This window comes from Bradyrhizobium sp. SUTN9-2, from assembly GCF_003122645.1.
Lineage (GTDB): Bacteria > Pseudomonadota > Alphaproteobacteria > Rhizobiales > Xanthobacteraceae > Bradyrhizobium > Bradyrhizobium yuanmingense.
On sequence record NZ_LAXE01000001.1, the window covers coordinates 4,851,382 to 4,874,313 of the forward strand.

The window sequence follows — 22,932 nt, forward strand, 5'->3', positions numbered from 1 at the left end:
CTTTTGTTGTTGTCGTATCGACGTCCGGTCAGGCGACGTGTTCCTCGCGTCGTTCCCGGGCCGAGACGATTGCGCCTTCTTTTTCGAGCGCTTCGATTCGTGACTGGTCGAACCCATGCTCGGCCAGAACCTCTTTCGTGTGCTCTCCATAGACCGGTGCGCCTGATCGCACTTTGCCCGGGGTCTCCGAAAACTTGATGGGAAGCCCGATCGTCTTGACGGACCCGAGCGTGGAGTGCTCGACCTCAACGACCATCTCGCGCGCCAGCGTCTGCGGATCGCTCAGCGCCTCCAGCATGTCGTGCACGGGGCCGCACGGCACGCCCTTCTCGTCCAGCGCCGCGAGCCAATGCGCCCGCGATTGCTTGCGGAAGCGTTCGCTGAGGACGGCTTCGAGCTCCTTCAGGTTGGCCATGCGATCGGCACCGGTGACGAAGCGCGGATCGTCGGCGAGCTCGCTCGCGCCGAGCGCTTCCAGCATCAACAGCCAATGCTTCTTGTTGGCGCCGCCGACCACGAGCCAGCCGTCCGAGGCTTCAAACGCCTGGTACGGCGCGTTGAGCGGATGCGCCGAGCCCATCGCGCGCGGCGCGGTGCCCGCGGCGAGCGCGATGGTCGACTGCCAATAGGTCTGCACCAAGGCGGCTTCATAAAGCGAGGTCTCGACCCATTGGCCTTCACCGGTCTTGAGGCGATGGGTGTAGGCGGCCAGGATGCCCATGCTCGCGAGCAGGCCGGCGGTGATGTCCGACAGCGGCGGGCCGCACTTGACGGGCGGACCGTCGGGCCGCTCGCCGGTAAAACTCATGATGCCGCTCATGGCTTGCGCGACGAGATCGAACCCCCTGCGATGCTTGTAGGGGCCGGTGCGGCCGAAGCCCGACAGCGAGCAATAGATCAGCGCCGGGAATTCCGCGTGCAGCGCCTCATAGCCGAAGCCGAGGCGCTCCATCGCGCCCGGCGCAAAGTTCTCGACCAGCACGTCGGCATCGGCGATCAGCCGGCGCAGCACCTCTTTGCCGCCGTCGGTCTTCAGGTCCAGCACGATGCCGCGCTTGTTGCGGTTCATCATCAGGAAGGAGGCCGCCTCGTCCCCGATCTTCGGCGGCACCGAATGACGGGTGTCGTCGCCGTTCGGCCATTTCTCGATCTTGATCACGTCGGCGCCCATGTCGGCGAGCATCAAGGTGCAGGTCGGTCCCGCCATGACGTGAGTGAGATCAATGACCTTGAGGCCGGCCAGCGGTCCCGAACGGCGGGAGGTGGATTGCGATGGATCGCTTTGCATCGGCTCGTCCTATTGGCCGCGCCATTGCGGCGCGCGCTTGTTGAGGAAAGCATCGAGCCCTTCGCGAAAATCCTGGCTCGTGTAGCACATCAGGATGAGGTCTTCGCCCTCGTCCTGCGTCAACCGGCGCTGCAGACGGCTGACAGCCTGCTTGGTCGCATTCAGCGTCAACGGCGCATGGCTCGCGACGAGCCGGGCCACCTCGTCTGCACGTCGTTCAAGGGCGGCAAGATCGTCGACGACCTCGCCGAGCAGCCCGACGCTTGCGGCCTCCCCGGCATCGACGAGGCGTGCGGTGAAGATGAGATCCTTGACGCGCGCGGCGCCGATCAGTGCGGTGAGACGGCTGACATTGGACATCGACAGGCAATTGCCGAGCGTCCTGGCGATGGGGAATCCGATCTTCGCAGCTTTTGTGCCGATGCGGAGGTCGCAGGCCGCGGCAATGCGGGCCCCGCCGCCGGTACAGAACCCGTTGATCGCCGCGATCGTGGGGACCCGGCATTGCTCGAGTGTGGTCAGCACCCGGTCGATGCGGTTCTCGTAGTCGACGGCGTCCTGCGGCGTCCTGAATTCGCGAAACTGATTGATGTCGGTGCCCGAGGCGAAGGCCTTGTCGCCGGCCCCCCGCAGCACCAGCACCTTGATGTCATGGTCGCGATTGGCCTCCTCGCAGATCGCGGCGAGCCGCTGGTACATGGCGAACGTGAAGGCATTGCGGGCCTGCGGACGGTTGAAGGTGATCCGCCCGATGCCGCCGTCGCGCTCGAACACGAGGTCTTCTGCCGCCACTTGCAGGTCCATTTCCTCATACCTTTCTGTTTTTTGCATTTTTGAATGCAAAACTTTGGATTTTCAAGCTGGAACTTGGCCATATGGGCGTATAAGTTCAGTTTTGCATTCAAAACTGAGCTCAGAGCCATGCTTCACGACGAGGTCGTCATACCGCATCCGCGCCATCCTGCTCGACGGCGAAATCCCGCCGGGCGCGCGGATTCCCGAGCGCGAGCTGTGCGAGCGGCTCGAGATCTCGCGGACGCCGCTGCGCGAGGCGCTCAAGGTGCTGGCGGCGGAAGGGCTCGTGCAGTTGCTGCCGCATCGCGGCTCGCGGGCAGCAAAGCTGACCGACAAGGACATGCGCGACCTGTTCGAGGTCTGCCAGGGCTTGGAGGCTCTCGCGGGCGAACTCGCCTGCGAGCGCATCAGCGACGCCGAGATCGATGCGATCGCCGCCGCACATGCGGACATGGTGCAGCATTATCGCGAGCGCGACCTGATCCAGTACTACCGTGGCAATCGCGCCATTCACGAAGCCATCGTGACCGCAGCGGGAAATCCTGTGCTCGCCGGGCTTTACGCCTCGGTGACCGCGCGCATCCGGCGCGCGCGCTATGTCACGCCGATGACGGCGCAGCGCTGGGCGCTCGCCGTGAAGGAGCACGAGGCAATCCTGAACGCGCTTCAGCGCCGCGACGGTGTCGGGCTCGCCCACATCCTGCGTGCGCATCTGCGTCACAAGCGCGAAGAGGTGCTGCAGGCGGGCTTTGCCGAGACGGAAGGTAATGACGTCACGTTGAGAATTGCGTAACGCGCAATTGGCGCAGCCTGCCTTTGCACGTCGCTTTCGCGCTCCGGCTATCGTTCTCGTTCAGCGTGCCGTACCGGGTAATTCCACTTGCTAGCTTGTCGCAACCGGCGCAGCATGCTTTCCGCCGCCCTCCGGCCACGTGGCCGATCGGGCGGCCGCTTACCGCGCCAACGATTGCGCAAAACAAAAGACGAAAGCGGAGGAAAAGAATGACATTCGATGTCTCGCGTCGGTCCCTACTCGCACTCGGGGCCGGTCTCGGCGCCAGCGCCATGCTCGGCAGCAGCGCGATGGCGCGGGCGCCCAAGCTCGGCACCCAGACGCCCTACTGGCACCGCTTCATTCTCGGCGATGCCGAGGTGACCGTGGTATCCGACGGACCGCTTCCGCTCGGCGATCCCTCCGGGACCTTCACCGGCGTTCCCAAGGAAGAGGTCAAGAAGATGCTGACCGACAATTTCCTGTCGCCGGACAATGTCGTGCTCGAACAGAACTCTCCGATCGTGAACACCGGTGACAAGCTCATCCTGTTCGACACGGGCATGGGCTCATCGAAGATGTTCGGCGCCAGCACCGGACGGCAGCAGAAGAGCATGACGGAGGCCGGCATCAAGCCGGGCGACATCGATGCCGTCGTGTGCTCGCATGCCCATATCGATCATATCGGCGGCATCGTCGACGAGGGCGGCAAGCCGCTGTTCCCCAACGCGCAAGTCTACATTGCCCAGAGCGATTTCGACTTCTGGACCGACGAAGGCAAGCTCGGCAGCGCGGCCAAGGATTTCGTCATCCACGCCCGCAAGAACCTGCTGCCGGTCCGGGATCGGATCAAATTCTTCAAGGATGGCGAGGAATTCCTGCCCGGCGTGCAGGCGATCGCGGCCCCCGGCCACACCGTCGGCCACACCATCTTCATGGTGACGTCGGCCGGCAAGTCGTTCGCCTTCCTCGGCGATCTCTCGCACCATTCGGTGCTGCTGCTGGAGAAGCCACGGATGGAGTTCTCCTACGATTCCGACCCGAAGCAGGCGGCGGAGTCGCGCGTCAAGCTGCTGACGATGCTGGCGGCGAACAAGATCCCGGTGATGTCCTATCACTTCGCCTGGCCAGGCTATGGCCATGTCGCCAAAGCCGGAGATGGTTTCCGCTACTATCCGGAGCCGATGAAGATGACGTTGTAGCCGTCAGTTCAGATCCGGGCGGCGCGAGCCGCCCGGATCTGTGCGGTCCCACGCGGCGAACCTTACAGGCACTCCAGGCGGGCCCGCAGCTGGGCGTCGCTCTCACGGCCCAATGCAAGCAATGCGGAATACGGGTCCCCGGCAATGCCGAGCGCGGCGGCAAACGCGGGCTCGGTCTTCATCCCGCGCGCCCTATGGTCGGCCACGGCTTTGCGCAGACGCCCGTCGTCGAGCGCGAGCAACCTCCGCTCGATTTCGAAGTGCAGCCAGCCTTCCTGCTGATCGACCGGCCTGGGATCGCCGAACAGCTCGAACGGCCAGCCGTCCCACTCGAAGCGGGCGACCACCGGCCGCCGGCTGGAGCACCATTGGTAGAGCGCAAACCCGCCACAGGCGCGGTACCGGCGCCAGATCACTTCGGCGAAAGCCACCGCGTCCAGAACATGGCAGACGACATCGATGTCGCTCAATGGCGTCGCAAGCCCCAAAGGCAGCGTCCCGACCACGCGTGGATCGAACTCCCGCAGCTCGTCGAGCAATCCCGAACTGCCGATCGCACTTTCGTAGTCCATTGATCGCCGCTGCGCCGCGAATGTCAGCAGCCGAGCTGATCGGCGATGCCGCCAAAATCCTTCGCGACGATGTCCCACTTGCCGGTTGCTTCGAAATCGACCTTCTGAAGCGGGCCGTATTCGGTCGGTCGCGCCACGAAGGCGGTCTTCAATCCGTTCTTCTGGGCGGCAGCGAGATCGCCATTGTGGGCCGCGACCATCATCACCTCTTCCGGCTTGAGGCAGAGCAGCTTTGCTGCGCCGAGATAGGTTTCCGGATCGGGCTTGTAGTGCTCGAACAGCTCGGCCGACATGATGAGGTCCCACGGCAGGCCGGCGAACTTCGCCATGTTGGTGAGCAGCGCGACGTTGCCGTTCGAGAGCGGCGAGATCACGAACTTTGATTTCAGCCGCATCAAGCCGGCGACGCTGTCGGGCCAGGGATGCAGGCGGTGCCAGCCTTTGGTGAGGTAGTCGAGATCGGCCTCGGTGAGGCCCCTGATCGCGAATTGATCGACCAGCTGCTCCAGCGAGCGGCGATGCAGATCGTCGAGCATGACGTAGCCGCGCTCGGGATGTTGGCGCACGTCGTCCATCGAGGCCATGTACATGCCGCGCCAGCCGTCGACCAGCGCGGTCCAATCGGCGGTGATGCCGCGCTGCTTGCTCCACCACATGAAGTCGGTAATCAGGCTGGTGCGCCAGTCCACGACTGTGCCGAACACGTCGAAGACGAGGGCTTTGACGGCGGAGAGATTGGATGGTGTGGTCATGCTTCGCTCCGCTGATTTTGTTTTGGCCCGGCTAGCCGGCCGAGATCGAGGGCTTTAAAGCATGATCCGTTCCATGCAACAATAGCGCTAGTTCGGCGCATCAAGCACGTGAGGGACGAGTTTGGTCGCCTACCTCAACTCGTCGGGGTGAAGCGCACCGGCCATGACAACCGTCTCTGTCGCATACATATTGCTCGAGGATGCCCGCCTCCCGGACGAGGAGGCTTTGATCCAGTTCTTACGCGTTCGTCATGCCGACATACGCTGGAACCGTAGCACCTTCGCACCGAGCGACGGTGCTGACGGTCCCCTGTTCATCCGCGCAGGAGATCATCTCATGACGATCCTCCTGATGCCTGCGCCGATACCTTTCGATCAGCAATTGTGGGAGCGGGCTTCCTGGCTGTGGCCGGAAGCTTTCCACGCCGCTCGACGCCATCGTGCGCACCTCGTGGTCGCGCCGATGGGCTCTGCCGAAGGCAATACGGAAACGAAAGCGCTGGATTTTGCCGAGAATACGTACCTCACGACCGCCTTTGTGGGTGCCGTGGTTGCGGCACTGCCTAATGTTGTCGCCGTCATCTGGGACGGAAAAATCGGCCGTTCCCCCGAGATGTGGCTGGAGCAGTCAAGCCGCGCGTTCGAGGCGTATCCAGATCAGCCGTTCGGATTGTGGATGGACATCGTCCCCTTCCGTTCCGGCAAGACCCTGGGACCTTATACGCTCGGATTGTCCGCGTTCGCTGGACGAGAGATCGAGTTTGAGGTGGACGGGCTTGACGAACGCACCGTCACCGGCCGGGTTGCCCAGCTCTCGGCATTTCTCATCGCTGCCGACCCCGACGCGAGCTTCAAGAACGGTGAGGTGTTCAAACCGGACTCCGAGATCGACCATCGCGTTGCTGTGCTCCATCGCAAGTCGCGCTTCAACCTTGGGCCGGTCATCTCCTTCTCATCTCTTGATGATCGATCGGGGAGAATCAGGACCTATCCGATCATTCCTCCTTCCATCGCCGGAAATCATCCTCTGCTGATCATGCTGGCAAAGGTTGGGCATTTCGATCCGGCGCATCCAAGAAACAAAATCGGTCTCAAGCCTGATCACTACGTCTCCGAAGTACGCCTGGAGAGCTTCGATGAAGGCCTCGCGCAGGCGCTGTCCCGTATGATTGCAACTGACACCTATGCCGAGGCCGACATAAACGCGCGCAGCGCGCTCGCGCGCGGAGACATGGCGACCGCGAAGTCCATTCTTCAGCCCTGGGCCGATGAGGTTGGGCAGCTCCAGGGGGCCGTCATGCTGGCTCTGATGTTGCGCGACCTGCACATGTTCGCCCCGGCACCGCATCGCAGCCCATAGCAGACAGACGACGGATCCGTCTGCGACCAAAGCGCCGAGCAATCGCGCGCGGATGACCGCGGCCTCAATCCAGATGGAACTTTGCCAGCTCGCGATGCTCGGCCTTGATGTAGCGCACGGTGCCGGTGACGGAGCGCATCACCACCGTCTCGGTCTCGATCACACCGTCCTTGCGGAACTTGACGCCTGAGAGCAGCGAGCCCGTGGTGACGCCGGTGGCGGCGAACAGGCAGTCGCCGCGTGCCATGTCCTCGATGCCGTAGATCATCTTGGGATCGTTGACGCCCATCTTGGCGGCGCGCTCGCGCTTCTCCTCGGAATCGAGGATGAGGCGGCACTGCATCTGGCCGCCGATGCAGCGCAGCGCCACGGCGGCGAGCACGCCTTCCGGTGCACCGCCGGTGCCGAGATACATGTCGACGCCGGTGTTGTCGGGGTCGGCGCAATGGATGACGCCGGCAACGTCGCCGTCGGTGATCAGGCGTACGGCCGCACCGGTCGAGCGCACGCTCGAAATGATGTCGGCATGGCGCGGACGGTCGAGCACGAGAACGGTGATGCCCTCGGGCTTCACGCCCTTGGCCTTGGCGAGGCGGCGGACATTGTCGGCCGGCGAGGCATCGAGATCGACGACGCCCTTGTCGTAGCCGGGGCCGATCGCGAGCTTCTGCATGTAGACGTCGGGGGCGTGCAGCAGCGTGCCGCCGTCAGCCATCGCCATGGTGGCGATCGAGCCCGGCATGTTCTTGGCGCACAGCGTGGTGCCTTCGAGCGGGTCGACCGCGATATCGACCTCGGGACCTGCCTTGAGGCCGACCTGCTCGCCGATATAGAGCATCGGCGCCTCGTCGCGTTCGCCCTCGCCGATCACGATGGTGCCCTGGATCGGCAGCTTGTTGAGCTCGCGCCTCATGGCGTCGACGGCGGCCTGGTCGGCCGCCTTCTCGTTGCCGTGGCCGCGCAACCGCGCCGACGACACCGCCGCCCGCTCCGTCACCCGCACGATCTCCAGCGTGAGAATGCGCTCGAGCAAGGCGTGCGGGGGGACTTCAATATGGGTCGACATCGGCTTACTCCTTCGAAACGTTTGGGACGGAAATCTCCGCCCGCATCAACTCACAACGCCCGGTGTTCGTTCGAACGAACGACCGCCTCAGTTCTTCTCGATCCGGATCACCTGCGGCCGCCCGCTGATCACCTTGTCCTTCTGCACGGCGGCGAGCGCACGGCGCACGGCATCCTCGTGAGTGGCATAGGTGATCAGGATGACGGGCACCGGGACAGCCTTGCCGTCAGTGGGCGCAGCGCCGCCATTGGGATGACGCTGCACGATCGACTCGATCGAAATCTTCTGCTCGGCAAGCCGCGTCGCGATCGCGGCCGCAGTGCCGGGGAAATCGCGGGCGAGCAGGCGAATGTAATAGCCGCCCTCGTGGCGCTCCATCGGCGCCTTCTTGGTGTCGCGCAGCTGCCCGATCGGCCGGCCGAACGGATTGGCGCGGATGCCGCGCGCGACGTCGGCGATATCGGCGACGACGGCGGATGCGGTCGCGGCACCGCCCGCGCCGGGGCCGACCAGCGTGATCGGCGGAATGCCTTCGCCATCGATCGTGACCGCATTGGTGACACCCATCACCTGCGCGATCGAGGAGGATTTCGGCACCATGGTCGGATGCACGCGCTGCTCGATGCCCTTGGCGGTGCGAACGGCAACGCCGAGCAGTTTGAGCCGATAACCGAGATCGTCGGCGGCGCGAAGATCTTCCGGCGCGATGGAGGAGATACCTTCGACATACACCGCACTTTGAGCAACTTTCGTGCCGAAAGCGAGGCTGGCGAGAATGGCGAGCTTCTGCGCGGTGTCGTGGCCGTCGACGTCGAAGGACGGATTGGCCTCGGCATAGCCGAGCCGCTGGGCATCCTTGAGGCATTCGGCGAAGGACAGGCCCTCCTGCTCCATCCGGGTCAGGATGTAATTGCAGGTGCCGTTGAGGATGCCGTAGACGCGGTTGACGCCGGTTCCGGCAAGCCCTTCGCGCAACGTCTTGATGACGGGGATCGCGGCGCCGACCGCTGCCTCGAAATTCAGCGCACCGCCGTGCTTTTCAGCCGCCTTGGCCAGCTTGAGGCCGTGCTTGGCGAGCAGCGCCTTGTTTGCTGTGACGACCGACTTGCCGGCACCGAGCGCAGCGTCCACCGCCGACAGCGCGGGATCGCCGGCGCCGCCCATCAGCTCGACGAAGCAATCGACCTCCGGATGCGTGGCGAGCGCGATCGGGTCCTTCGCCCAATCGAAGCCGCGCAGGTCGATGCCGCGCTTCTTCGCCTTCGAACGCGCGGTGACCGCAACCACGCGGATGCCCCGGCCGCTGCGCCCTGCGAGCACGCGCGCCTGTGTTTCGATCAAACGGATAACCTCGGCACCCACGGTGCCGAGCCCCGCTATGCCCACTTTCAGCGGTGCGACCATGATACTTCAGAAAACCTGCAGAAGAGAATTACCGCCGATTGGCGAGAGGAACCACGTTGTGCAACGTTTCGATGCCGCTTTCAAGGAAGCGGCGGACGCCGCGCGCGGCCTGCCTGATCCGTTGCTCGTTTTCCACCATGGCGATGCGGACATATCCTTCACCATGCTCGCCGAAGCCGACGCCGGGCGAGACCGCGACGCCGGATTTCTCCACCAACAGGGTCGCGAACTGCATGCTGCCGACGCTGCGGAAGGCTTCCGGCAGCGGCACCCAGGCGAACATCGAGGCCTCCGGCGCCGGGATTTCCCACCCCGCCCGGCCGAACGATTCCACCAGCGCGTCGCGGCGCTTGCGGTAGGTGTCGCGCATCTCCTTGATGCAATCGTCGGGGCCGTTCAGCGCGGCGGTCGCCGCGACCTGCACCGGCGTGAACGCGCCGTAATCGAGATAGGATTTGACGCGGGCGAGCGCTGCGATCACGCGCTCATTGCCGACTGCAAAGCCCATGCGCCAGCCGGCCATCGAATAGGTCTTCGACATCGAGGTGAACTCGACGGTGCAGTCCATCGCGCCCGGCACCTCCAGCACCGAGGGCGGCGGGTTGCTCTCGTCGAAATAGACCTCGGCATAAGCGAGATCGGACAGGATCAGGATCTCGTGCTTCTTCGCGAAGGCGACGAGGTCCTTGTAGAAGTCGAGGCTCGCGACATAAGCGGTCGGGTTCGAGGGATAGCAGACGACGAGCGCGAGCGGCTTGGGGATCGAATGCACGATCGCCCGCTCCGCCGCCTCGAAGAATTGCGGCGTCGGCTCCGAAGGCACCGAGCGGATGACGCCGCCCGCCATCAAGAAACCGAAGGCGTGAATCGGGTAGCTCGGGTTCGGACAGAGGATGACGTCGCCCGGCGCGGTGATCGCCTGCGCCACATTGGCGAAACCTTCCTTCGAACCCAGCGTCGCCACGACCTGAGTGTCGGGGTTCAGCTTCACGCCGAAGCGGCGGGCGTAATAGGCGGCCTGGGCCCGGCGCAGCCCGGGGATGCCGCGCGAGGCCGAGTAGCGGTCGGTGCGCGGCTTGCCGAGCGTCTCCTTCAGCTTCTCCAGCACATGCGCCGGCGCCGGCAGGTCCGGATTGCCCATGCCGAGGTCAATGATGTCGGCGCCGGCATTGCGCGCAGCCGCCTTGGCCCGGTTGACCTGCTCGAACACGTAAGGCGGAAGGCGGCGAATGCGGTAAAATTCTTCCATGGCTCTCTGGGCTCCGGGCAACCGGTCAGGACAGAATCGACAGGCCGCGAGGGCCGGCACGAAAGCACTCAGGCTCCATCGCGAAAATTACTCAGAATCAAATACTTAGAGCAATCGTCGGCAACGAAGATTGAAGTCGTTCGCCCTGACTCCAGGCTGAACCGAGGTCTTTTAGCACGGCAAAGCGGAGGCGCCAGCGATTACCTTGCCGGTCTCGCGGCCACGGGCCTATTTGGCGTCCTTGGCGGCAGCGGCCTGGCGATCGCGCGCGGCGGCGAGCTCGGCCTCGATCTTGGCGCGCTGCTCCAGCGGGATGATCGCCTGATCGCGATCCGGGGGCAGATCGTGCACGGGCAGATAGCTCCCGGGCTCCCTGGTACGCGGCGGCGCATCCGCGGGCGCCAGATCCGCGAGTTGGCTCGAACACCCGCCCAGGGCGAGCGCCGCGATCAGCACCGCGCCGCAGATCGGCAGCGTCTTTTGCAGGTCCCACAACGCCAACACTTGGGAAATCCCCTACTCGTCCCAATGCACGGCCCCGGGGCAAGCTTACCCAAGACCGTGCCCAAGCTCAAACCATTGCTGCCCAAATGGTGCGAGCGAGAAAACAACCGATGCCCAACAAACCGAGCCGTGCGGCCCGATTGTGACGGAACCAAGAAGATTTGTCGCAGTGCAACACATCTTCGAGAGTGTTTAACGTCAAACCTGCGAGCTTCGCGGTGACGAATACGGAATGAATTGTTACTGTTCTGCTCATGAGTATGGCCACGACCGATACGCCGAAACCCGAGACGAAGTTCGATGCCGAAGCCTTTGCGATGAACGTCGCGCGGGCGATGGAGAGCGGCGGCAAGGCGCTCGCCGCCTATCTCAAGCCGCGCGAGAGCGGCGAGGTGCAGGACCGTCCGCCGGCCGAGCTTGCCGAGGTCGTCAAGACGTTCACGTCGGTCGCCGAATATTGGCTGTCGGACACGTCCCGCTCGTCCGATCTCCAGACCAAGCTTGCCAAGGATTATCTCGACCTGTGGGGCTCGGCGGTGCGTCGCATGGCCGGTCAGGACGCCGAGCCCGCGATCGCGCCCTCGCCGCGCGACAAGCGCTTTGCCGATCCGGAATGGAAGTCGAACCAGTTCTTCGACTTCGTCATGCAGCTCTATCTGCTCACGACCAAATGGGCGCAGGAGCTGGTGCGCGACGCCGAAGGGCTCGATCCGCACACGCGCCGCAAGGCCGAGTTCTACGTCCAGCAGGTCACCAATGCGCTCTCCCCGTCGAACTTCGTGCTGACGAACCCCGAAGTGCTGCGCGAGACGGTGGCGTCCAGCGGCGAGAACCTCGCGCGCGGCCTGAAGATGCTGGCCGAGGACATCGCCGCCGGCAAGGGCATGCTGAAGATCCGCCAGTCCAACCCGGACAATCTCGTCGTCGGCGTCAACATGGCGACGACGCCGGGCAAGGTGATCTACCAGAACGAGATGATGCAGCTGATCCAGTATTCGCCGACGACGGAGAAGGTGCTGCGCACCCCGCTCCTGATCGTGCCGCCCTGGATCAACAAGTTCTACATCCTCGATCTCAAGCCGGAGAAATCCTACATCAAGTGGTGCGTCGATCAGGGCATCACCGTCTTCGTGATCTCATGGGTCAATCCCGACAAGCGGCTCGGCAACAAGGGCTGGGAAGACTACATGAAGGAAGGCCCGCTCACGGCGATGGACGTGATCGAGAAGATCACCGGCGAGATGAAGGTGCACACCGCCGGCTATTGCGTCGGCGGCACGATGCTCGCGACCACGCTGGCCTGGCTCGCCGAGAAGCGCCGCCAGCGCGTGTCGTCCGCGACGTTCTTCGCGGCCCAGGTCGACTTCACTCATGCCGGCGATCTGCTCGTGTTCGTCGACGAGGAGCAGATCGCGGCGCTCGAGCAGGACATGAAAACGGTTGGCGTGCTCGAAGGCTCGAAGATGGCCATGGCCTTCAACATGCTGCGGTCCAACGACCTGATCTGGTCCTACGTGGTCAGCAACTATCTGAAGGGCCAGCAGCCGAGCGCATTCGACCTGTTGCATTGGAACTCCGATGCGACACGGATGACCCAGGCCAACCATTCCTATTACCTGCGCAATTGCTACCTGGAGAACCGGCTCTCCACCGGCACGATGGCGCTCGACAACACCCTGCTCGATCTCTCCAAGGTGAAGGTGCCGGTCTACAATCTCGCCACCCGCGAGGATCACATCGCGCCCGCGGAATCGGTGCTCTACGGCTCGCAATTCTTCGGCGGCCCGGTGAAATACGTGCTGTCCGGCTCGGGCCACATCGCGGGCGTGGTCAATCCGCCTGCCGCGAACAAGTACCAGTATTGGACCAACGACAACATCAAGAACGTCAGCGTCGCGCAGTGGATGAAGGGCGCCACCGAGCACAAGGGCTCATGGTGGCCGGACTGGCGGGAGTGGCTGGGCGAGCTCGACCCCGAGGAAGTCCCGGCGCGCGTGGTCGGCAGCGACGCATTTCCGCCGATCGAGGACGCGCCCGGCAGCTATGTCAGAGTTCGCGCGTAGCGGAATCCGGCGCGCTTTCGTATAGACTAATTGTTTGAGCATGATCTTTTCGGAAAACCGCTACTCACTTTTCCGGATCATGCTCTAGCCTCAATCCAGCGACGACACAGGGGACCGGCACTATGACACGCGAATTGTTCTGGCTGACACTGACGGTGATCCTGACGGGAGTTCTGTGGGTTCCCTACATCATCAACCGCTGCCAGGTTCGCGGTTTGAGCGGTGCCATGGCCAACCCCTCGCGCGGCGACAAGCCGCAGGCGGAGTGGGCCAACCGGCTGATGTTCGCCCATGACAACGCGGTCGAGAACCTCGTCATCTTCGCCCCGCTGGTGCTGATCCTGAACGCGATCGACTATTCCACGAAATGGACGGTGCTCGCCTGCGCCGTCTATTTCTGGTCGCGCATCGCGCACATCATCGTCTATGCGCTCGGAATTCCGGTGTTCCGCACCCTCGCCTTCACCGTCGGCTTCTTCGCCCAGGCCGTGCTGGTGCTGGCGATCTTCAGGGTGGTTTGAAGCACTTTCCACGTCATTGCGAGGAGCCCTCGCGACGAAGCAATCCAGACTATTTCCGCGGTGGAAGCTCTGGATTGCTTCGCTTCGCTCGCAATGACGGAGGATAGAGGCCTGCCTCACTCCTCCGGCAGGCCGAGCATCAGCCGCATGTTCTGCACGGCTGCGCCGGATGCCCCCTTGCCGAGATTGTCGAGCCGGGCGACCAATAGCGCCTGGTGATATTTGTCGCTGGCGAAGACGTAGAGCTCGAGCATGTTGGTCTCGTTGAGCGCCTCCGGCTCGAGCCGGCCGCCCTTGCTCGCCTCGTTTTGCAGCGGCATCACCTTGACGTATTTCGAGCCGGCGTAACGTTTTGCCATCGCCGCCTGCAGGTCGGCGCCGCCGGGCTTGCCCGGCAGCGTGTCGAGCTGGAGCGGCACCGAGACCAGCATGCCCTGCCGGTAGTTGCCGACCGAGGGAATGAAGATCGGCCGCCGCGTTAGGTTCGAATAGAGCTGCATCTCCGGCAGATGCTTGTGCTCGAAGCCGAGGCCGTAGAGCTCGAAGGACGGGGCGCTGCCATCCTCGAAGCTTGCGATCATCGACTTGCCACCGCCGGAATAGCCGCTCACCGCGTTGACGGTGACGGGATAATCAGGCGGCAGCAGGCCGGCATCGACGATCGGCCGCAGCAGCGCGATCGCGCCGGTAGGATAGCAGCCGGGATTGGAGACCTTCTTCGCGGCCTTGATCTTGCCGGCCTGGTCCGGCGTCAGCTCCGCAAAGCCGTAAGCCCAGTCCGGCGCGACCCGGTAGGCGGTCGAGGCATCCAGCACCTTCGGCGCGTGAGCCCCCATGCCGTCGACCAGGGCAACGGTTTCCTTGGCGGCATCGTCGGGAAGGCAGAGGATGACGAGATCCACCTCCTCCATCAGCGCCTTCTTGGCCGCGGGATCCTTGCGCTTGTCGTCGGCAATGGTCTTCACCGCGACGTCGCTTTGGAGCTTCAGCCGCTCATTGATGCCGAGCCCGGTGGTGCCGGAGCCGCCGTCGACGAAGACGGTGGCCGGCTTCTTGGCCGCGCTGGTGGCCGGAGCTTTGGTGGTGTCAGCGAGGCTCATGATGCGCTCCCTTCGAGCATGTTCGTGTCGTCTGCGAAAATCTGCGGCCTTGCCTGCCGCATCAATTGTGAGATCCGCTTGGCATCGGCATCGCCGCCGTCAAGCGCATTCGCGATCGCTGCATAATCGGCATCCGACTTGTGCTGGTTCAGCTTGAAGCTGCCTTCGACCTCCTCAACGGTCATGACCAGCCCAACGATCCCTTTCTTCATCGTCTCCAGCCGACCCGCCGTCATCTTGGCCGACGTCCACGGCTTTTTCGGCAACAGCCAGCCCTCGAACTTGGCGCTGAGCGTCTCGAGCTGCACCGCCAGCTCGTCATCCGACAACAGCCGAACCGGCCCGCTCAGATGCACCGACTGGTAGAGCCAGGTCGGAACCTGATCCGGCGAGACGTACCAGTCCGGCGATACATAGGCATCCGGGCCGTTGACCGCGAGCAGCCACGACGCCTCGCCGCCCGCCAGCTTTAGCAGCGGATTGTGACGGGCGAGATGAAAGGCAGCCTGCGGCGTGCCATCTGCGGCATAGGTCAAATAGAACGGCAACGGCGAGGCGATCGGCCGCTTGCCATCGAAGGCGCACATCGTGCCGAAGCCGCGCTCCTCGGCGAATTTCAGGCTCGCGGCGCGGTCCTGCTTGAAAAAGGGTGGCGTGTACATCGTGGTCTCCTGCTGGGCCTCCTCGGGGGACCGCCGGATCAGATCGCGCTGACAGGAGAGAGGATGCCGCGGATCGGGTCCAGCGGCAAAGACGATGATCTCAAACGCGATCGACCGCCCAAACCGCTAAGCTGCGGCGGCGGCGACGGGCGAACAGAATGGTCGCGGCGTTGATCATGGCGCGCGGCTATAATGCCCGCTGGTTCCATGGTCAAGAGCAAATCGGTTCAGTGGGACGGCAGGATGCCGCACGCGCGACGGCAGGACGCGCACAGATGTCATCGGCCCGCCGTGGAATTTCCACTAGAAGTAGGGGTTTTCGAGAACGACCGGCGGGACACAACCTCTTCGCCGGCCCCGAGCCGTTCGCACCCAGCCTCAGGACATCACCATGACCGAGATTACTCGTCGCGCAACGCTAGCCGGCGCCGCCGCATCGGCGCTCCTGCCTTTCGTGAAGATTTCGCCCGCGGGCGCCGCCGCGCCGCTGGCCGAGAAGCAGAATGCGAGCTTCTATCGCTACAATGTCGGCACCCACCAGGTCACGGTGGTCTGCGACGGCGTTGCGACCGTCAATCTGACCGACAATTACGCCGCCGGCGCCAGCAAGGACGACATCAACAAAGTGTTCGCCGAGCACCACCTGCCGGCCGACAAGGTCACCCACACCTTCAACCCGGTGGTGGTCAACACCGGACCGAAGCTCGTCGTCATCGATACCGGGCTCGGTCCCGACCAGTTCACGCAGTCGAAGGGCAAGGTCGGCCAATTCCAAAACAATCTCGCCGCCGCCGGCATCGACCGCGCGGCGGTCGATACTGTCATCATCTCCCACTTCCATGGCGACCACATCAACGGCCTGCTGGCGGCCGAGAACAAGCCCGCCTTCCCCAATGCCGAGATCATGGTGCCGGCGGTGGAATGGAAGTTCTGGATGGATGACGGCGAGATGAGCAAGGGGATGGGCAATCCGATCCTCGAGAACAATTTCAAGAACATCCGCCGCGTGTTCGATGCCCTGGGCCGCAAGGTCACACAATATGAGGCCGGCAAGGAGGTCGCGCCCGGTATCACCTCGGTAGCGAGCCCCGGCCACACGCCAGGCCACAATTCCTTCATCGTCGCCTCCGGCGCCGAGAAGGTGCTGGTGCAGGTGGATATCACCGCGGGCGCAGCGTTCCTGTTCGTGAAGCATCCCGAATGGAACATCGCATCCGACGTCGACAAACCGCTGGCCCAGCAGACGCGCCGCAAGCTCTACGACATGGCGATTGCCGAGAAGATGCCGATCCAGGCCTTCCACGCCGCCTTCCCCGGTCTCGTCCGGGTCGAGAAGGACGGCTCCGGATATCGCTGGATCCCCGCGATCTGGAACGCATCGCTGTAGGCTTGCTTAGAAGGCTTGGCCTGACGCCCTGACCGGGCGGCCCCGTTGCCCGGTCAGATCACCCGCCAGATCCACTCCATGATCTTGGCGAGCACGTCGCCGAACAGCAGGAGCACGGCCGACCAGATCAGGGCCGAGACGAAGTTTGCAGCCTGGAAGGTCCAATAGGGCATCTCGAAGATGCCAGCCGCGAGCGGCACCGAGGCGCGCAGGGGTCCGAAGAAGCGCCCGATGAAGATGCTGGGGACGCCCCAGCTGCGCACGAAAGCCTCGCCTCTGGGGAGCAGTCCCGGATAGCGCGAGAGCGGCCACATCTCGGCGACCTTCTCCTTGTAGCGATAGCCGAACCAGTAGGAGACCCAGTCACCCAGCGCCGCGCCGAGGGCGCCGGCAATCCAGACCGGAAAAAAGTTGATGCCGCTGACCCCGATCAGCGCACCGATTGCCACCAGCGCGCCCCAGGCCGGGACCAGCAGCGAGATGAAGGCGAGCGACTCTCCGAAGGCCAGCACGAACACGATTGGCGCTGCCCAAGCCTGGTGAACGCGCACGAAGTCAGTGAGGGCGTGCGCAAACTGCTCCATCCAAAATAGCCTTCCCGCCCCGTCTCAAGGTGCTGCTCGATGAAAAGGACTGGTAAGCCAAGGACTTGTGTGACATCAAGTCACAAAACCCAGACATCACCAAGCCGGCACGTCAAATTGCCGGGAAATGGCGAGGCTGCGGCGTAAAATCGCCCGGATTCGCTCCCAACCCACAGCGCCCAGTCCGCCCTACGGTAACCTTTCCAAGTCAGAAGTGGCATAGTCGGCTTAACCGATTCGCCGCTTCTGCGGCCCTCAAAACCCATCAAGATATATGTCCAAACAGTTGAAGCCAAAAGCAAAAGACGATTTCTTCGGCGGTGACGAGCCGACGCCCCGCACAGCCGTCAAGGCGGCGCCGCGCAGTGGGGGGGAAGCCGATTACACGGCAGCCGACATCGAGGTGCTCGAGGGGCTGGAACCGGTGCGGCGCCGGCCCGGCATGTATATCGGCGGCACCGACGAGAAGGCGCTGCATCATCTGTTCGCCGAAGTCATCGACAACTCGATGGACGAGGCGTTGGCCGGGCATGCGACCTTCATCGGAGTCGAGCTGAGTGCGGACGGTTTCCTGACCGTCACCGACAACGGCCGCGGTATCCCCATCGATCCGCATCCGAAATTCCCGAAGAAGTCGGCGCTCGAAGTCATCATGTGCACGCTGCATTCGGGCGGCAAGTTCGACAGCAAGGTCTACGAGACCTCGGGCGGTCTGCACGGCGTCGGCATCTCCGTGGTGAACGCCCTCTCCTCGCGTCTCGAGGTCGAGGTCGCGCGCAGCCAGAAGCTCTACCGCATGACCTTCGAGCGCGGCCATCCCAAGGGCAAGCTCGAGGACCTCGGCAAGGTCAACAACCGCCGCGGCACGCGCGTGCGCTTCAAGCCCGACACCGACATCTTCGGGCAGAAGGCCGCGTTCAAGCCGCAGCGCCTGTTCAAGATGACGCGCTCGAAGGCCTACCTGTTCGGCGGCGTCGAGATCCGCTGGAACTGCGCGCCCGAGCTGCTCAAAGGCGTAGAGGACGTGCCGGCGGAAGCGACGTTCCACTTCCCGGGCGGCCTCAAGGACTATCTCGCTGCTGCGATCCACGCCGACACGCTGGTGCATCCGGACATCTTCTCCGGCAAGTCGGGACGCAACGGCGCGCACGGCGCCTGCGAATGGGCGGTGGCCTGGACCGCGGATGCCGACGGCTTCCTTTCCTCCTACACCAACACCGTGCCGACGCCCGACGGCGGCACCCACGAATCCGGCCTGCGCAGCGCGCTGCTGCGCGGCTTGAAGGATCACGCCGAGCGCGTCGGCCAGGGCAAGCGCGCCGCCTCCGTCACCTCGGAAGACGTGATGGTGGGCGCCGCCGTGATGCTTTCGGTGTTCGTGCGCGAGCCTGAATTCCAGGGCCAGACCAAGGATCGCCTCGCCACCGCCGAAGCGCAACGCATCGTCGAGCAGGCGATGAAGGACCCGTTCGACCATTGGCTGTCGGGCAATCCGAACATGGCCAACCGACTGCTCGACTTCGTCATCGACCGCGCCGAGGAGCGGCTGCGGCGGCGGCAGGAGAAGGAGACCGCACGCAAGACGGCCGGCAAGAAGCTGCGCCTGCCCGGCAAGCTCGCCGACTGCACCGATGCCGGCACCGAGGGCTCGGAGCTGTTCATCGTCGAGGGCGACTCGGCCGGCGGCAGCGCCAAGCAGGCGCGCGACCGCAAGACCCAGGCCGTGCTGCCGCTGCGCGGCAAGATCCTCAACGTCGCCTCCGCCGGCAAGGACAAGCTGACGGCGAATGCGCAGCTCTCCGACCTCGTGCAGGCGATCGGCTGCGGCACGCTCGCGCAATATCGCGAGGAGGATCTGCGCTATCAGCGCATCATCATCATGACCGACGCCGACGTCGACGGCGCCCACATCGCCTCGCTCCTGATCACCTTCTTCTATCGCCAGATGCCGCGGCTGATCGACGAAGGCCATCTCTTCCTCGCGGTGCCGCCGCTCTACAAGCTGACCCACGGCTCCAAGTCGGTCTACGCCCGCGACGACGCGCACAAGGAGGCGCTGCTCAAGAGCGCGTTCAACGCCAACGCCAAGGTCGAGGTGAACCGCTTCAAAGGGCTCGGCGAGATGATGCCGGCGCAGCTCAAGGAGACCACCATGGACCCGGCCAGGCGGACGCTGCTCAAGGTGGTGCTGCTGGCCGACGACCGCGACACCACGGCGGATTCGGTCGAGCGGCTGATGGGCACCAAGGCCGAGGCGCGCTTTGCCTTCATCTCGGACAAGGCCGAGTTTGCCAGCGACGAGCTGCTGGACGTTTGAGGCGGCAACCAAACCGGCTGCACGCCAACACAGCCCCGGCCCAAAGCCGGGGCTGTGTCCTTGGGGCAGCGGCCGCCGTTTCGGACCAGTTTGCCTTGTGTGCTGCCGGGATCTTCGTTGCTTTCCGGATTCGTCTCGCGGCGACTCGGCCAGCGACTCAGCGGATGCTGCGGCGGGGAGCAGGATTGCCTCCGTCTCGGACAAAACCGAATTCGCTAACGAAACCTTACTCAAAATCGAGTCGCCAGAATTCGGTCAAGGCCTTGAAACATAACATTTTTTCTAGATCTGGGCGAGGCCGCCGCAAAATACCCCCACACCGGCGTTTTCCGGCGACTGTGCCTGTCCGGCAACAGCATTTCGGCAAGAACCGTCTATAGTCCGGTCATCAGATGACACGGACTTCAGTGCGCTCGCGCCGACAAGGTTTGGGGATTTAAAATGAAGAAGACATTGCTCGCTCTGACCGCGGTTGCGGCGATGACCGGCACGGCCTCGGCTGCCGACTTGGGCGCCCGTCCCTACGCGAAGGCCCCGATGCCGGCGCCCGTCGCCAACTGGACCGGCTTCTACGTCTTCGGCGGCGGCGGCGGCGGCCTCTCCAATGCTGACCAGCAGATTGTCGACACCGCCACGGGTACCCCGCTGACCATCACCCAGCGTCAGGGCGGTTCCGGTTGGTTTGGTACGGTCGGCGCCGGTTACGACTGGCAGTTCAGCGGCACCTGGGTCGCCGGTGTGTTTGGCGACGCTCAGTTCGGCAGCATCCGCTCCACCATCCAGGATCCGATCTTCGACATCACTGGTAACCAGAAGCTGGAGACCTCTTGGGCCGCGGGCGTGCGCCTCGGCTGGCTGGTCGCTCCGAACGTTCTCTCCTACGTCAACGGCGGTTACTCCGGCGCTCACTTCGGCCGCACCAACTTCACGACGCTCGGCGGTACCCCGGCCGGTGTTCACCTCAATGGCTACGATCGTCACGGCTGGTTCATCGGCGGCGGCGTCGAGAACAGCCTGAACATCTTCGGCATCACCTCGCCCGGCTGGTTCATGAAGACCGAGTACCGTTCGGCCTTCTACAATGCCAAGACTGAGGCTATCCGCACCGATATCGGCGACCTCCCGACCATCAACAGCGTCCGTGCCAACAGCTGGAACCAGACGATCTCGACCTCGCTGGTCTACCGCTTCAACTGGACCGGTCCGGTCGTCGCGAAGTACTGATCTGATCTCACGATCAAGCGTCAAAGCCCCGGCATCGCCGGGGCTTTTTCGTTTTGGGCCTAGCTAGCGTCCTTGCGGCCACGGCCCATTGTGTCCGTACCAGAGCTACGGCTAGTCTGTCGGCAAGTTTTCGTGGCTGCGGCAGTCGTTGATGCCGTGGAGCGCGACAGAAGCGGACCGATGGGAGGAAGGCATGCGCAGATTTCTGCTGGTGGCAGGCCTGTTTGCAACCGCTCTCGGGCTGCTCTGGATTGGACAGGGCACGGGCACGGTTCCGTGGCCGCGATCGAGCTTCATGGTCAACCAGCTGCACTGGGCCGGCTATGGCGCAGCCATGGCCGGGTTCGGGCTGGTGCTGATCTGGCAGAGCAACCAATAGAAGAAACCAGGGAATTCAAGCATGACATCCAGCCGGTTCGATCTCCGCGGCAAGGTCGCGATCGTCACGGGAGGCAATGGCGGCATCGGGCTCGGCATGGCGCGCGGCCTCGCCGATGCCGGCGCCGACATCGCCGTGGTCGGACGCAACGAGAGCAAGTCCGCCGCCGCCGTGGCCGATCTCAGGCAGCGCGGCGTGAAGGCGATCGCCGTCGCCACCGACGTGACCGACAAGGCGGCGGTCGCAGCCATGATCGACCGTGTCGTCAAGGAGCTCGGCCGCATCGACATCCTCGTCAACAATGCCGGCATGAGCATCCGCAAGCCGCCGCACGAGCTCGAGCTCGACGAGTGGAACAAGGTGATCGACACCAACCTCACCAGCGCCTTCGTGTGCTCGAAGCTGGCCTATCCGGCGCTGAAGGCGTCCGGCAACGGCAAGGTGATCAACATCGGCTCGATGATGTCGATCTTCGGCGCAAGCTTCGCGACCGCCTATGCAGCCAGCAAGGGCGGCATCGTGCAGTATACGCGCGCCTGCGCCAATGCCTGGGCGCCGGACAACATCCAGGTCAATGCCATCCTGCCGGGCTGGATCGACACCGATCTCACCCGCGGCGCGCGACAGCAGGTCTCGGGGCTGCACGAACGCGTGCTGGCGCGCACGCCTGCCGGACGCTGGGGCGACATCGACGACTTCGCCGGCATCGCCGTGTTCCTGGCATCGCCCGCGTCGAATTTCGTCACGGGCACCGCGATCCCGGTCGACGGCGGATTCTCGGTGATGGCCTGAGGTCGGTCTGCGCGCCATCCAACGACGCAAAAAAGAAGCCCCGGACGACGCCGGGGCTTTTGAATTGAGACAGTGCTTTTCTTGATCGTTGGTCGCGTTGCGTCGACGTGCTCAGTAGCGGGCGATGGTGGGTGCGTCGAACTTGTAGCTCGCGCGCACCACGGCCCATTGGATGTCGCGCGGCTTGGCATCGAAGGTGTAGTTTCCGGAGGTGCCGCCGAGCTGATAGGTCTGGCTGGTGAAGGCCGCGTAATTGTATTCGAGGCCGACGATCCAGTTGCGGGTGACGCCGTATTCCCAGCCGGCGCCGACGGTCCAGCCATTGGCCCAATGGGTTTGTCCGCCCGAGCCCGTCGCCACACCGACGGTGTCGGTGACCGAGAGGCGGTTGTTCGCGCCGGCATAGCCGCCCTTGATGTAGAAGAGGTTGTTCTGCACGGCGAAGCCGGCGCGCCCGACCACGGTCGCGAGCACGTTGGTACGCCAGGAGAACACGTCATCCGCGGCGCCAAACACGGTGTTCGTGAACGAGCCCTTGTTGTCGAGACCCGAAATCGTGCCTTCCACGCCGAACACGTAATTGTTGGCCTGCCAATTGTAGCCGATCTGCGCGCCGCCCATGACGCCCGCGTTGCGCTGGCGATAGCCCTCTCCCGGCAGCAGATCGCCGAACGCCGCGCCGGTGCCGTTGTTGATGAACTGCTGGTTGGTCCATGCGCCACCGATGTGGCCGCCGACATAGAAGCCGGTCCAGTTGAACAGCGGCTCGACATAGGCGGGCGCCTTCGTGTAGCGCGCACCGAGATCGGCGGCGGAGGCCGCACCGGTCGAAACCAGAGCCGTCGTGCAGGCAAAGGCGGCAATCAACTTATTACGCATGGTACACCCCGTGTCCTTGATGGACGCACGGTCACAGACGGCTCTTACTAAAATTGAAAT

22 protein-coding genes are annotated in these 22,932 nt (G+C 64.0%); 10 read left to right on the forward strand and 12 right to left on the reverse strand.

Features of this window, described 5'->3' with window-relative positions; translation table 11 throughout:
* Positions 1 to 28: 28 nt before the first annotated feature.
* Positions 29 to 1,288 (reverse strand): CaiB/BaiF CoA transferase family protein, encoded by a 1,260-nt coding sequence (locus XF30_RS22465; protein ID WP_074447908.1) that lies wholly within the window; start codon positions 1,286 to 1,288, stop codon positions 29 to 31.
* Positions 1,289 to 1,297: 9 nt separating this feature from the next.
* On the reverse strand, positions 1,298 to 2,092 hold the full coding sequence (locus XF30_RS22470) for an enoyl-CoA hydratase/isomerase family protein (RefSeq protein WP_109143885.1): 795 nt from the start codon (positions 2,090 to 2,092) through the stop codon (positions 1,298 to 1,300).
* A 91-nt stretch (positions 2,093 to 2,183) separates the two neighbouring features.
* Between XF30_RS22470 and XF30_RS22475 the strand changes: the two genes are divergently transcribed.
* Together XF30_RS22475 and XF30_RS22480 are read left to right on the forward strand one after the other, a co-directional pair.
* On the forward strand, positions 2,184 to 2,876 hold the full coding sequence (locus XF30_RS22475; protein WP_244609001.1) for a GntR family transcriptional regulator: 693 nt from the start codon (positions 2,184 to 2,186) through the stop codon (positions 2,874 to 2,876).
* Between the two features lie 209 nt (positions 2,877 to 3,085).
* The gene (locus XF30_RS22480) at positions 3,086 to 4,057 is read left to right on the forward strand and encodes an MBL fold metallo-hydrolase (protein WP_057029097.1); all 972 of its coding nucleotides are present in this window, start codon (positions 3,086 to 3,088) and stop codon (positions 4,055 to 4,057) included.
* Positions 4,058 to 4,119: 62 nt separating this feature from the next.
* Here XF30_RS22480 and XF30_RS22485 read toward each other — a convergent pair whose 3' ends face one another.
* Positions 4,120 to 4,629, reverse strand: coding sequence for a DUF4269 domain-containing protein (locus tag XF30_RS22485; protein WP_109143886.1), 510 nt, complete (start codon positions 4,627 to 4,629; stop codon positions 4,120 to 4,122).
* A 23-nt stretch (positions 4,630 to 4,652) separates the two neighbouring features.
* On the reverse strand, positions 4,653 to 5,381 hold the full coding sequence (locus XF30_RS22490; RefSeq protein ID WP_036022944.1) for a haloacid dehalogenase type II: 729 nt from the start codon (positions 5,379 to 5,381) through the stop codon (positions 4,653 to 4,655).
* 337 nt (positions 5,382 to 5,718) lie between these two features.
* Here XF30_RS22490 and XF30_RS22495 point away from each other — a divergent pair, with 337 nt between their 5' ends.
* Positions 5,719 to 6,741, forward strand: a complete 1,023-nt coding sequence (locus XF30_RS22495) for a hypothetical protein (RefSeq protein ID WP_244609002.1) — start codon at positions 5,719 to 5,721, stop codon at positions 6,739 to 6,741.
* A gap of 64 nt (positions 6,742 to 6,805) precedes the next feature.
* Here XF30_RS22495 and glpX read toward each other — a convergent pair whose 3' ends face one another.
* The 4 genes from glpX to XF30_RS22515 form a co-directional block, all read right to left on the reverse strand.
* Positions 6,806 to 7,807 carry a class II fructose-bisphosphatase gene (gene glpX, locus XF30_RS22500; RefSeq protein ID WP_036022942.1) on the reverse strand — a complete coding sequence of 334 codons (1,002 nt, stop codon included), beginning with the start codon at positions 7,805 to 7,807 and terminating at the stop codon, positions 6,806 to 6,808.
* 87 nt (positions 7,808 to 7,894) lie between these two features.
* Positions 7,895 to 9,211: a homoserine dehydrogenase gene (locus tag XF30_RS22505; protein WP_036022941.1), complete on the reverse strand. Its 1,317-nt coding sequence runs from the start codon at positions 9,209 to 9,211 to the stop codon at positions 7,895 to 7,897.
* 28 nt (positions 9,212 to 9,239) lie between these two features.
* Positions 9,240 to 10,460 (reverse strand): LL-diaminopimelate aminotransferase, encoded by a 1,221-nt coding sequence (locus tag XF30_RS22510; RefSeq protein WP_109143888.1) that lies wholly within the window; start codon positions 10,458 to 10,460, stop codon positions 9,240 to 9,242.
* Between the two features lie 228 nt (positions 10,461 to 10,688).
* Positions 10,689 to 10,964: a hypothetical protein gene (locus XF30_RS22515; RefSeq protein ID WP_035999913.1), complete on the reverse strand. Its 276-nt coding sequence runs from the start codon at positions 10,962 to 10,964 to the stop codon at positions 10,689 to 10,691.
* A gap of 254 nt (positions 10,965 to 11,218) precedes the next feature.
* Between XF30_RS22515 and XF30_RS22520 the strand changes: the two genes are divergently transcribed.
* Positions 11,219 to 13,027 carry a PHA/PHB synthase family protein gene (locus XF30_RS22520; RefSeq protein ID WP_192893221.1) on the forward strand — a complete coding sequence of 603 codons (1,809 nt, stop codon included), beginning with the start codon at positions 11,219 to 11,221 and terminating at the stop codon, positions 13,025 to 13,027.
* Between the two features lie 122 nt (positions 13,028 to 13,149).
* Positions 13,150 to 13,548 carry an MAPEG family protein gene (locus tag XF30_RS22525; protein ID WP_035999918.1) on the forward strand — a complete coding sequence of 133 codons (399 nt, stop codon included), beginning with the start codon at positions 13,150 to 13,152 and terminating at the stop codon, positions 13,546 to 13,548.
* Positions 13,549 to 13,664: 116 nt separating this feature from the next.
* Here XF30_RS22525 and argC read toward each other — a convergent pair whose 3' ends face one another.
* Positions 13,665 to 14,648, reverse strand: a complete 984-nt coding sequence (gene argC, locus XF30_RS22530) for an N-acetyl-gamma-glutamyl-phosphate reductase (RefSeq protein ID WP_036022938.1) — start codon at positions 14,646 to 14,648, stop codon at positions 13,665 to 13,667.
* The gene (locus tag XF30_RS22535; protein ID WP_109143890.1) at positions 14,645 to 15,310 is read right to left on the reverse strand and encodes an FMN-binding negative transcriptional regulator; all 666 of its coding nucleotides are present in this window, start codon (positions 15,308 to 15,310) and stop codon (positions 14,645 to 14,647) included. Before XF30_RS22535 ends, argC begins: the two co-directional genes overlap by 4 nt.
* 391 nt (positions 15,311 to 15,701) lie before the next feature.
* Here XF30_RS22535 and XF30_RS22540 point away from each other — a divergent pair, with 391 nt between their 5' ends.
* Positions 15,702 to 16,697, forward strand: coding sequence for an MBL fold metallo-hydrolase (locus XF30_RS22540; protein WP_035999929.1), 996 nt, complete (start codon positions 15,702 to 15,704; stop codon positions 16,695 to 16,697).
* A gap of 53 nt (positions 16,698 to 16,750) precedes the next feature.
* Here XF30_RS22540 and XF30_RS22545 read toward each other — a convergent pair whose 3' ends face one another.
* Positions 16,751 to 17,281, reverse strand: a complete 531-nt coding sequence (locus tag XF30_RS22545; protein ID WP_035999932.1) for a DedA family protein — start codon at positions 17,279 to 17,281, stop codon at positions 16,751 to 16,753.
* Positions 17,282 to 17,555: 274 nt separating this feature from the next.
* Between XF30_RS22545 and parE the strand changes: the two genes are divergently transcribed.
* From parE to XF30_RS22565, 4 genes are all read left to right on the forward strand, one after another.
* The gene (gene parE / locus XF30_RS22550) at positions 17,556 to 19,598 is read left to right on the forward strand and encodes a DNA topoisomerase IV subunit B (protein WP_109143891.1); all 2,043 of its coding nucleotides are present in this window, start codon (positions 17,556 to 17,558) and stop codon (positions 19,596 to 19,598) included.
* A 441-nt stretch (positions 19,599 to 20,039) separates the two neighbouring features.
* Positions 20,040 to 20,822: an outer membrane protein gene (locus XF30_RS22555; protein WP_057029089.1), complete on the forward strand. Its 783-nt coding sequence runs from the start codon at positions 20,040 to 20,042 to the stop codon at positions 20,820 to 20,822.
* A 193-nt stretch (positions 20,823 to 21,015) separates the two neighbouring features.
* On the forward strand, positions 21,016 to 21,201 hold the full coding sequence (locus XF30_RS22560; RefSeq protein WP_036000069.1) for a hypothetical protein: 186 nt from the start codon (positions 21,016 to 21,018) through the stop codon (positions 21,199 to 21,201).
* 21 nt (positions 21,202 to 21,222) lie between these two features.
* Complete coding sequence (locus XF30_RS22565; protein WP_035999947.1) at positions 21,223 to 21,993, forward strand: SDR family NAD(P)-dependent oxidoreductase; 771 nt, start codon at positions 21,223 to 21,225, stop codon at positions 21,991 to 21,993.
* Positions 21,994 to 22,104: 111 nt separating this feature from the next.
* Here the strand turns inward: XF30_RS22565 and XF30_RS22570 are convergent, their stop codons facing one another.
* Positions 22,105 to 22,872, reverse strand: coding sequence for an outer membrane protein (locus XF30_RS22570; RefSeq protein ID WP_036022935.1), 768 nt, complete (start codon positions 22,870 to 22,872; stop codon positions 22,105 to 22,107).
* Between the last annotated feature and the right edge of the window lie 60 nt (positions 22,873 to 22,932).

Excerpts from the sequence above, each read along its gene's own strand:
- XF30_RS22465 (WP_074447908.1), bottom strand. The coding sequence starts at position 1,288 with ATGCAAAGCGATCCATCGCAATCCACCTCCCGCCGTTCGGGACCGCTG.
- XF30_RS22470 (WP_109143885.1), bottom strand. The coding sequence starts at position 2,092 with ATGGACCTGCAAGTGGCGGCAGAAGACCTCGTGTTCGAGCGCGACGGC.
- XF30_RS22480 (WP_057029097.1), top strand. The coding sequence starts at position 3,086 with ATGACATTCGATGTCTCGCGTCGGTCCCTACTCGCACTCGGGGCCGGT.
- XF30_RS22485 (WP_109143886.1), bottom strand. The coding sequence starts at position 4,629 with ATGGACTACGAAAGTGCGATCGGCAGTTCGGGATTGCTCGACGAGCTG.
- XF30_RS22490 (WP_036022944.1), bottom strand. The coding sequence starts at position 5,381 with ATGACCACACCATCCAATCTCTCCGCCGTCAAAGCCCTCGTCTTCGAC.
- XF30_RS22495 (WP_244609002.1), top strand. The coding sequence starts at position 5,719 with ATGACGATCCTCCTGATGCCTGCGCCGATACCTTTCGATCAGCAATTG.
- glpX (WP_036022942.1), bottom strand. The coding sequence starts at position 7,807 with ATGTCGACCCATATTGAAGTCCCCCCGCACGCCTTGCTCGAGCGCATT.
- XF30_RS22505 (WP_036022941.1), bottom strand. The coding sequence starts at position 9,211 with ATGGTCGCACCGCTGAAAGTGGGCATAGCGGGGCTCGGCACCGTGGGT.
- XF30_RS22510 (WP_109143888.1), bottom strand. The coding sequence starts at position 10,460 with ATGGAAGAATTTTACCGCATTCGCCGCCTTCCGCCTTACGTGTTCGAG.
- XF30_RS22520 (WP_192893221.1), top strand. The coding sequence starts at position 11,219 with ATGAGTATGGCCACGACCGATACGCCGAAACCCGAGACGAAGTTCGAT.
- XF30_RS22525 (WP_035999918.1), top strand. The coding sequence starts at position 13,150 with ATGACACGCGAATTGTTCTGGCTGACACTGACGGTGATCCTGACGGGA.
- argC (WP_036022938.1), bottom strand. The coding sequence starts at position 14,648 with ATGAGCCTCGCTGACACCACCAAAGCTCCGGCCACCAGCGCGGCCAAG.
- XF30_RS22535 (WP_109143890.1), bottom strand. The coding sequence starts at position 15,310 with ATGTACACGCCACCCTTTTTCAAGCAGGACCGCGCCGCGAGCCTGAAA.
- XF30_RS22540 (WP_035999929.1), top strand. The coding sequence starts at position 15,702 with ATGACCGAGATTACTCGTCGCGCAACGCTAGCCGGCGCCGCCGCATCG.
- XF30_RS22545 (WP_035999932.1), bottom strand. The coding sequence starts at position 17,281 with ATGGAGCAGTTTGCGCACGCCCTCACTGACTTCGTGCGCGTTCACCAG.
- parE (WP_109143891.1), top strand. The coding sequence starts at position 17,556 with ATGTCCAAACAGTTGAAGCCAAAAGCAAAAGACGATTTCTTCGGCGGT.
- XF30_RS22555 (WP_057029089.1), top strand. The coding sequence starts at position 20,040 with ATGAAGAAGACATTGCTCGCTCTGACCGCGGTTGCGGCGATGACCGGC.
- XF30_RS22560 (WP_036000069.1), top strand. The coding sequence starts at position 21,016 with ATGCGCAGATTTCTGCTGGTGGCAGGCCTGTTTGCAACCGCTCTCGGG.
- XF30_RS22565 (WP_035999947.1), top strand. The coding sequence starts at position 21,223 with ATGACATCCAGCCGGTTCGATCTCCGCGGCAAGGTCGCGATCGTCACG.
- XF30_RS22570 (WP_036022935.1), bottom strand. The coding sequence starts at position 22,872 with ATGCGTAATAAGTTGATTGCCGCCTTTGCCTGCACGACGGCTCTGGTT.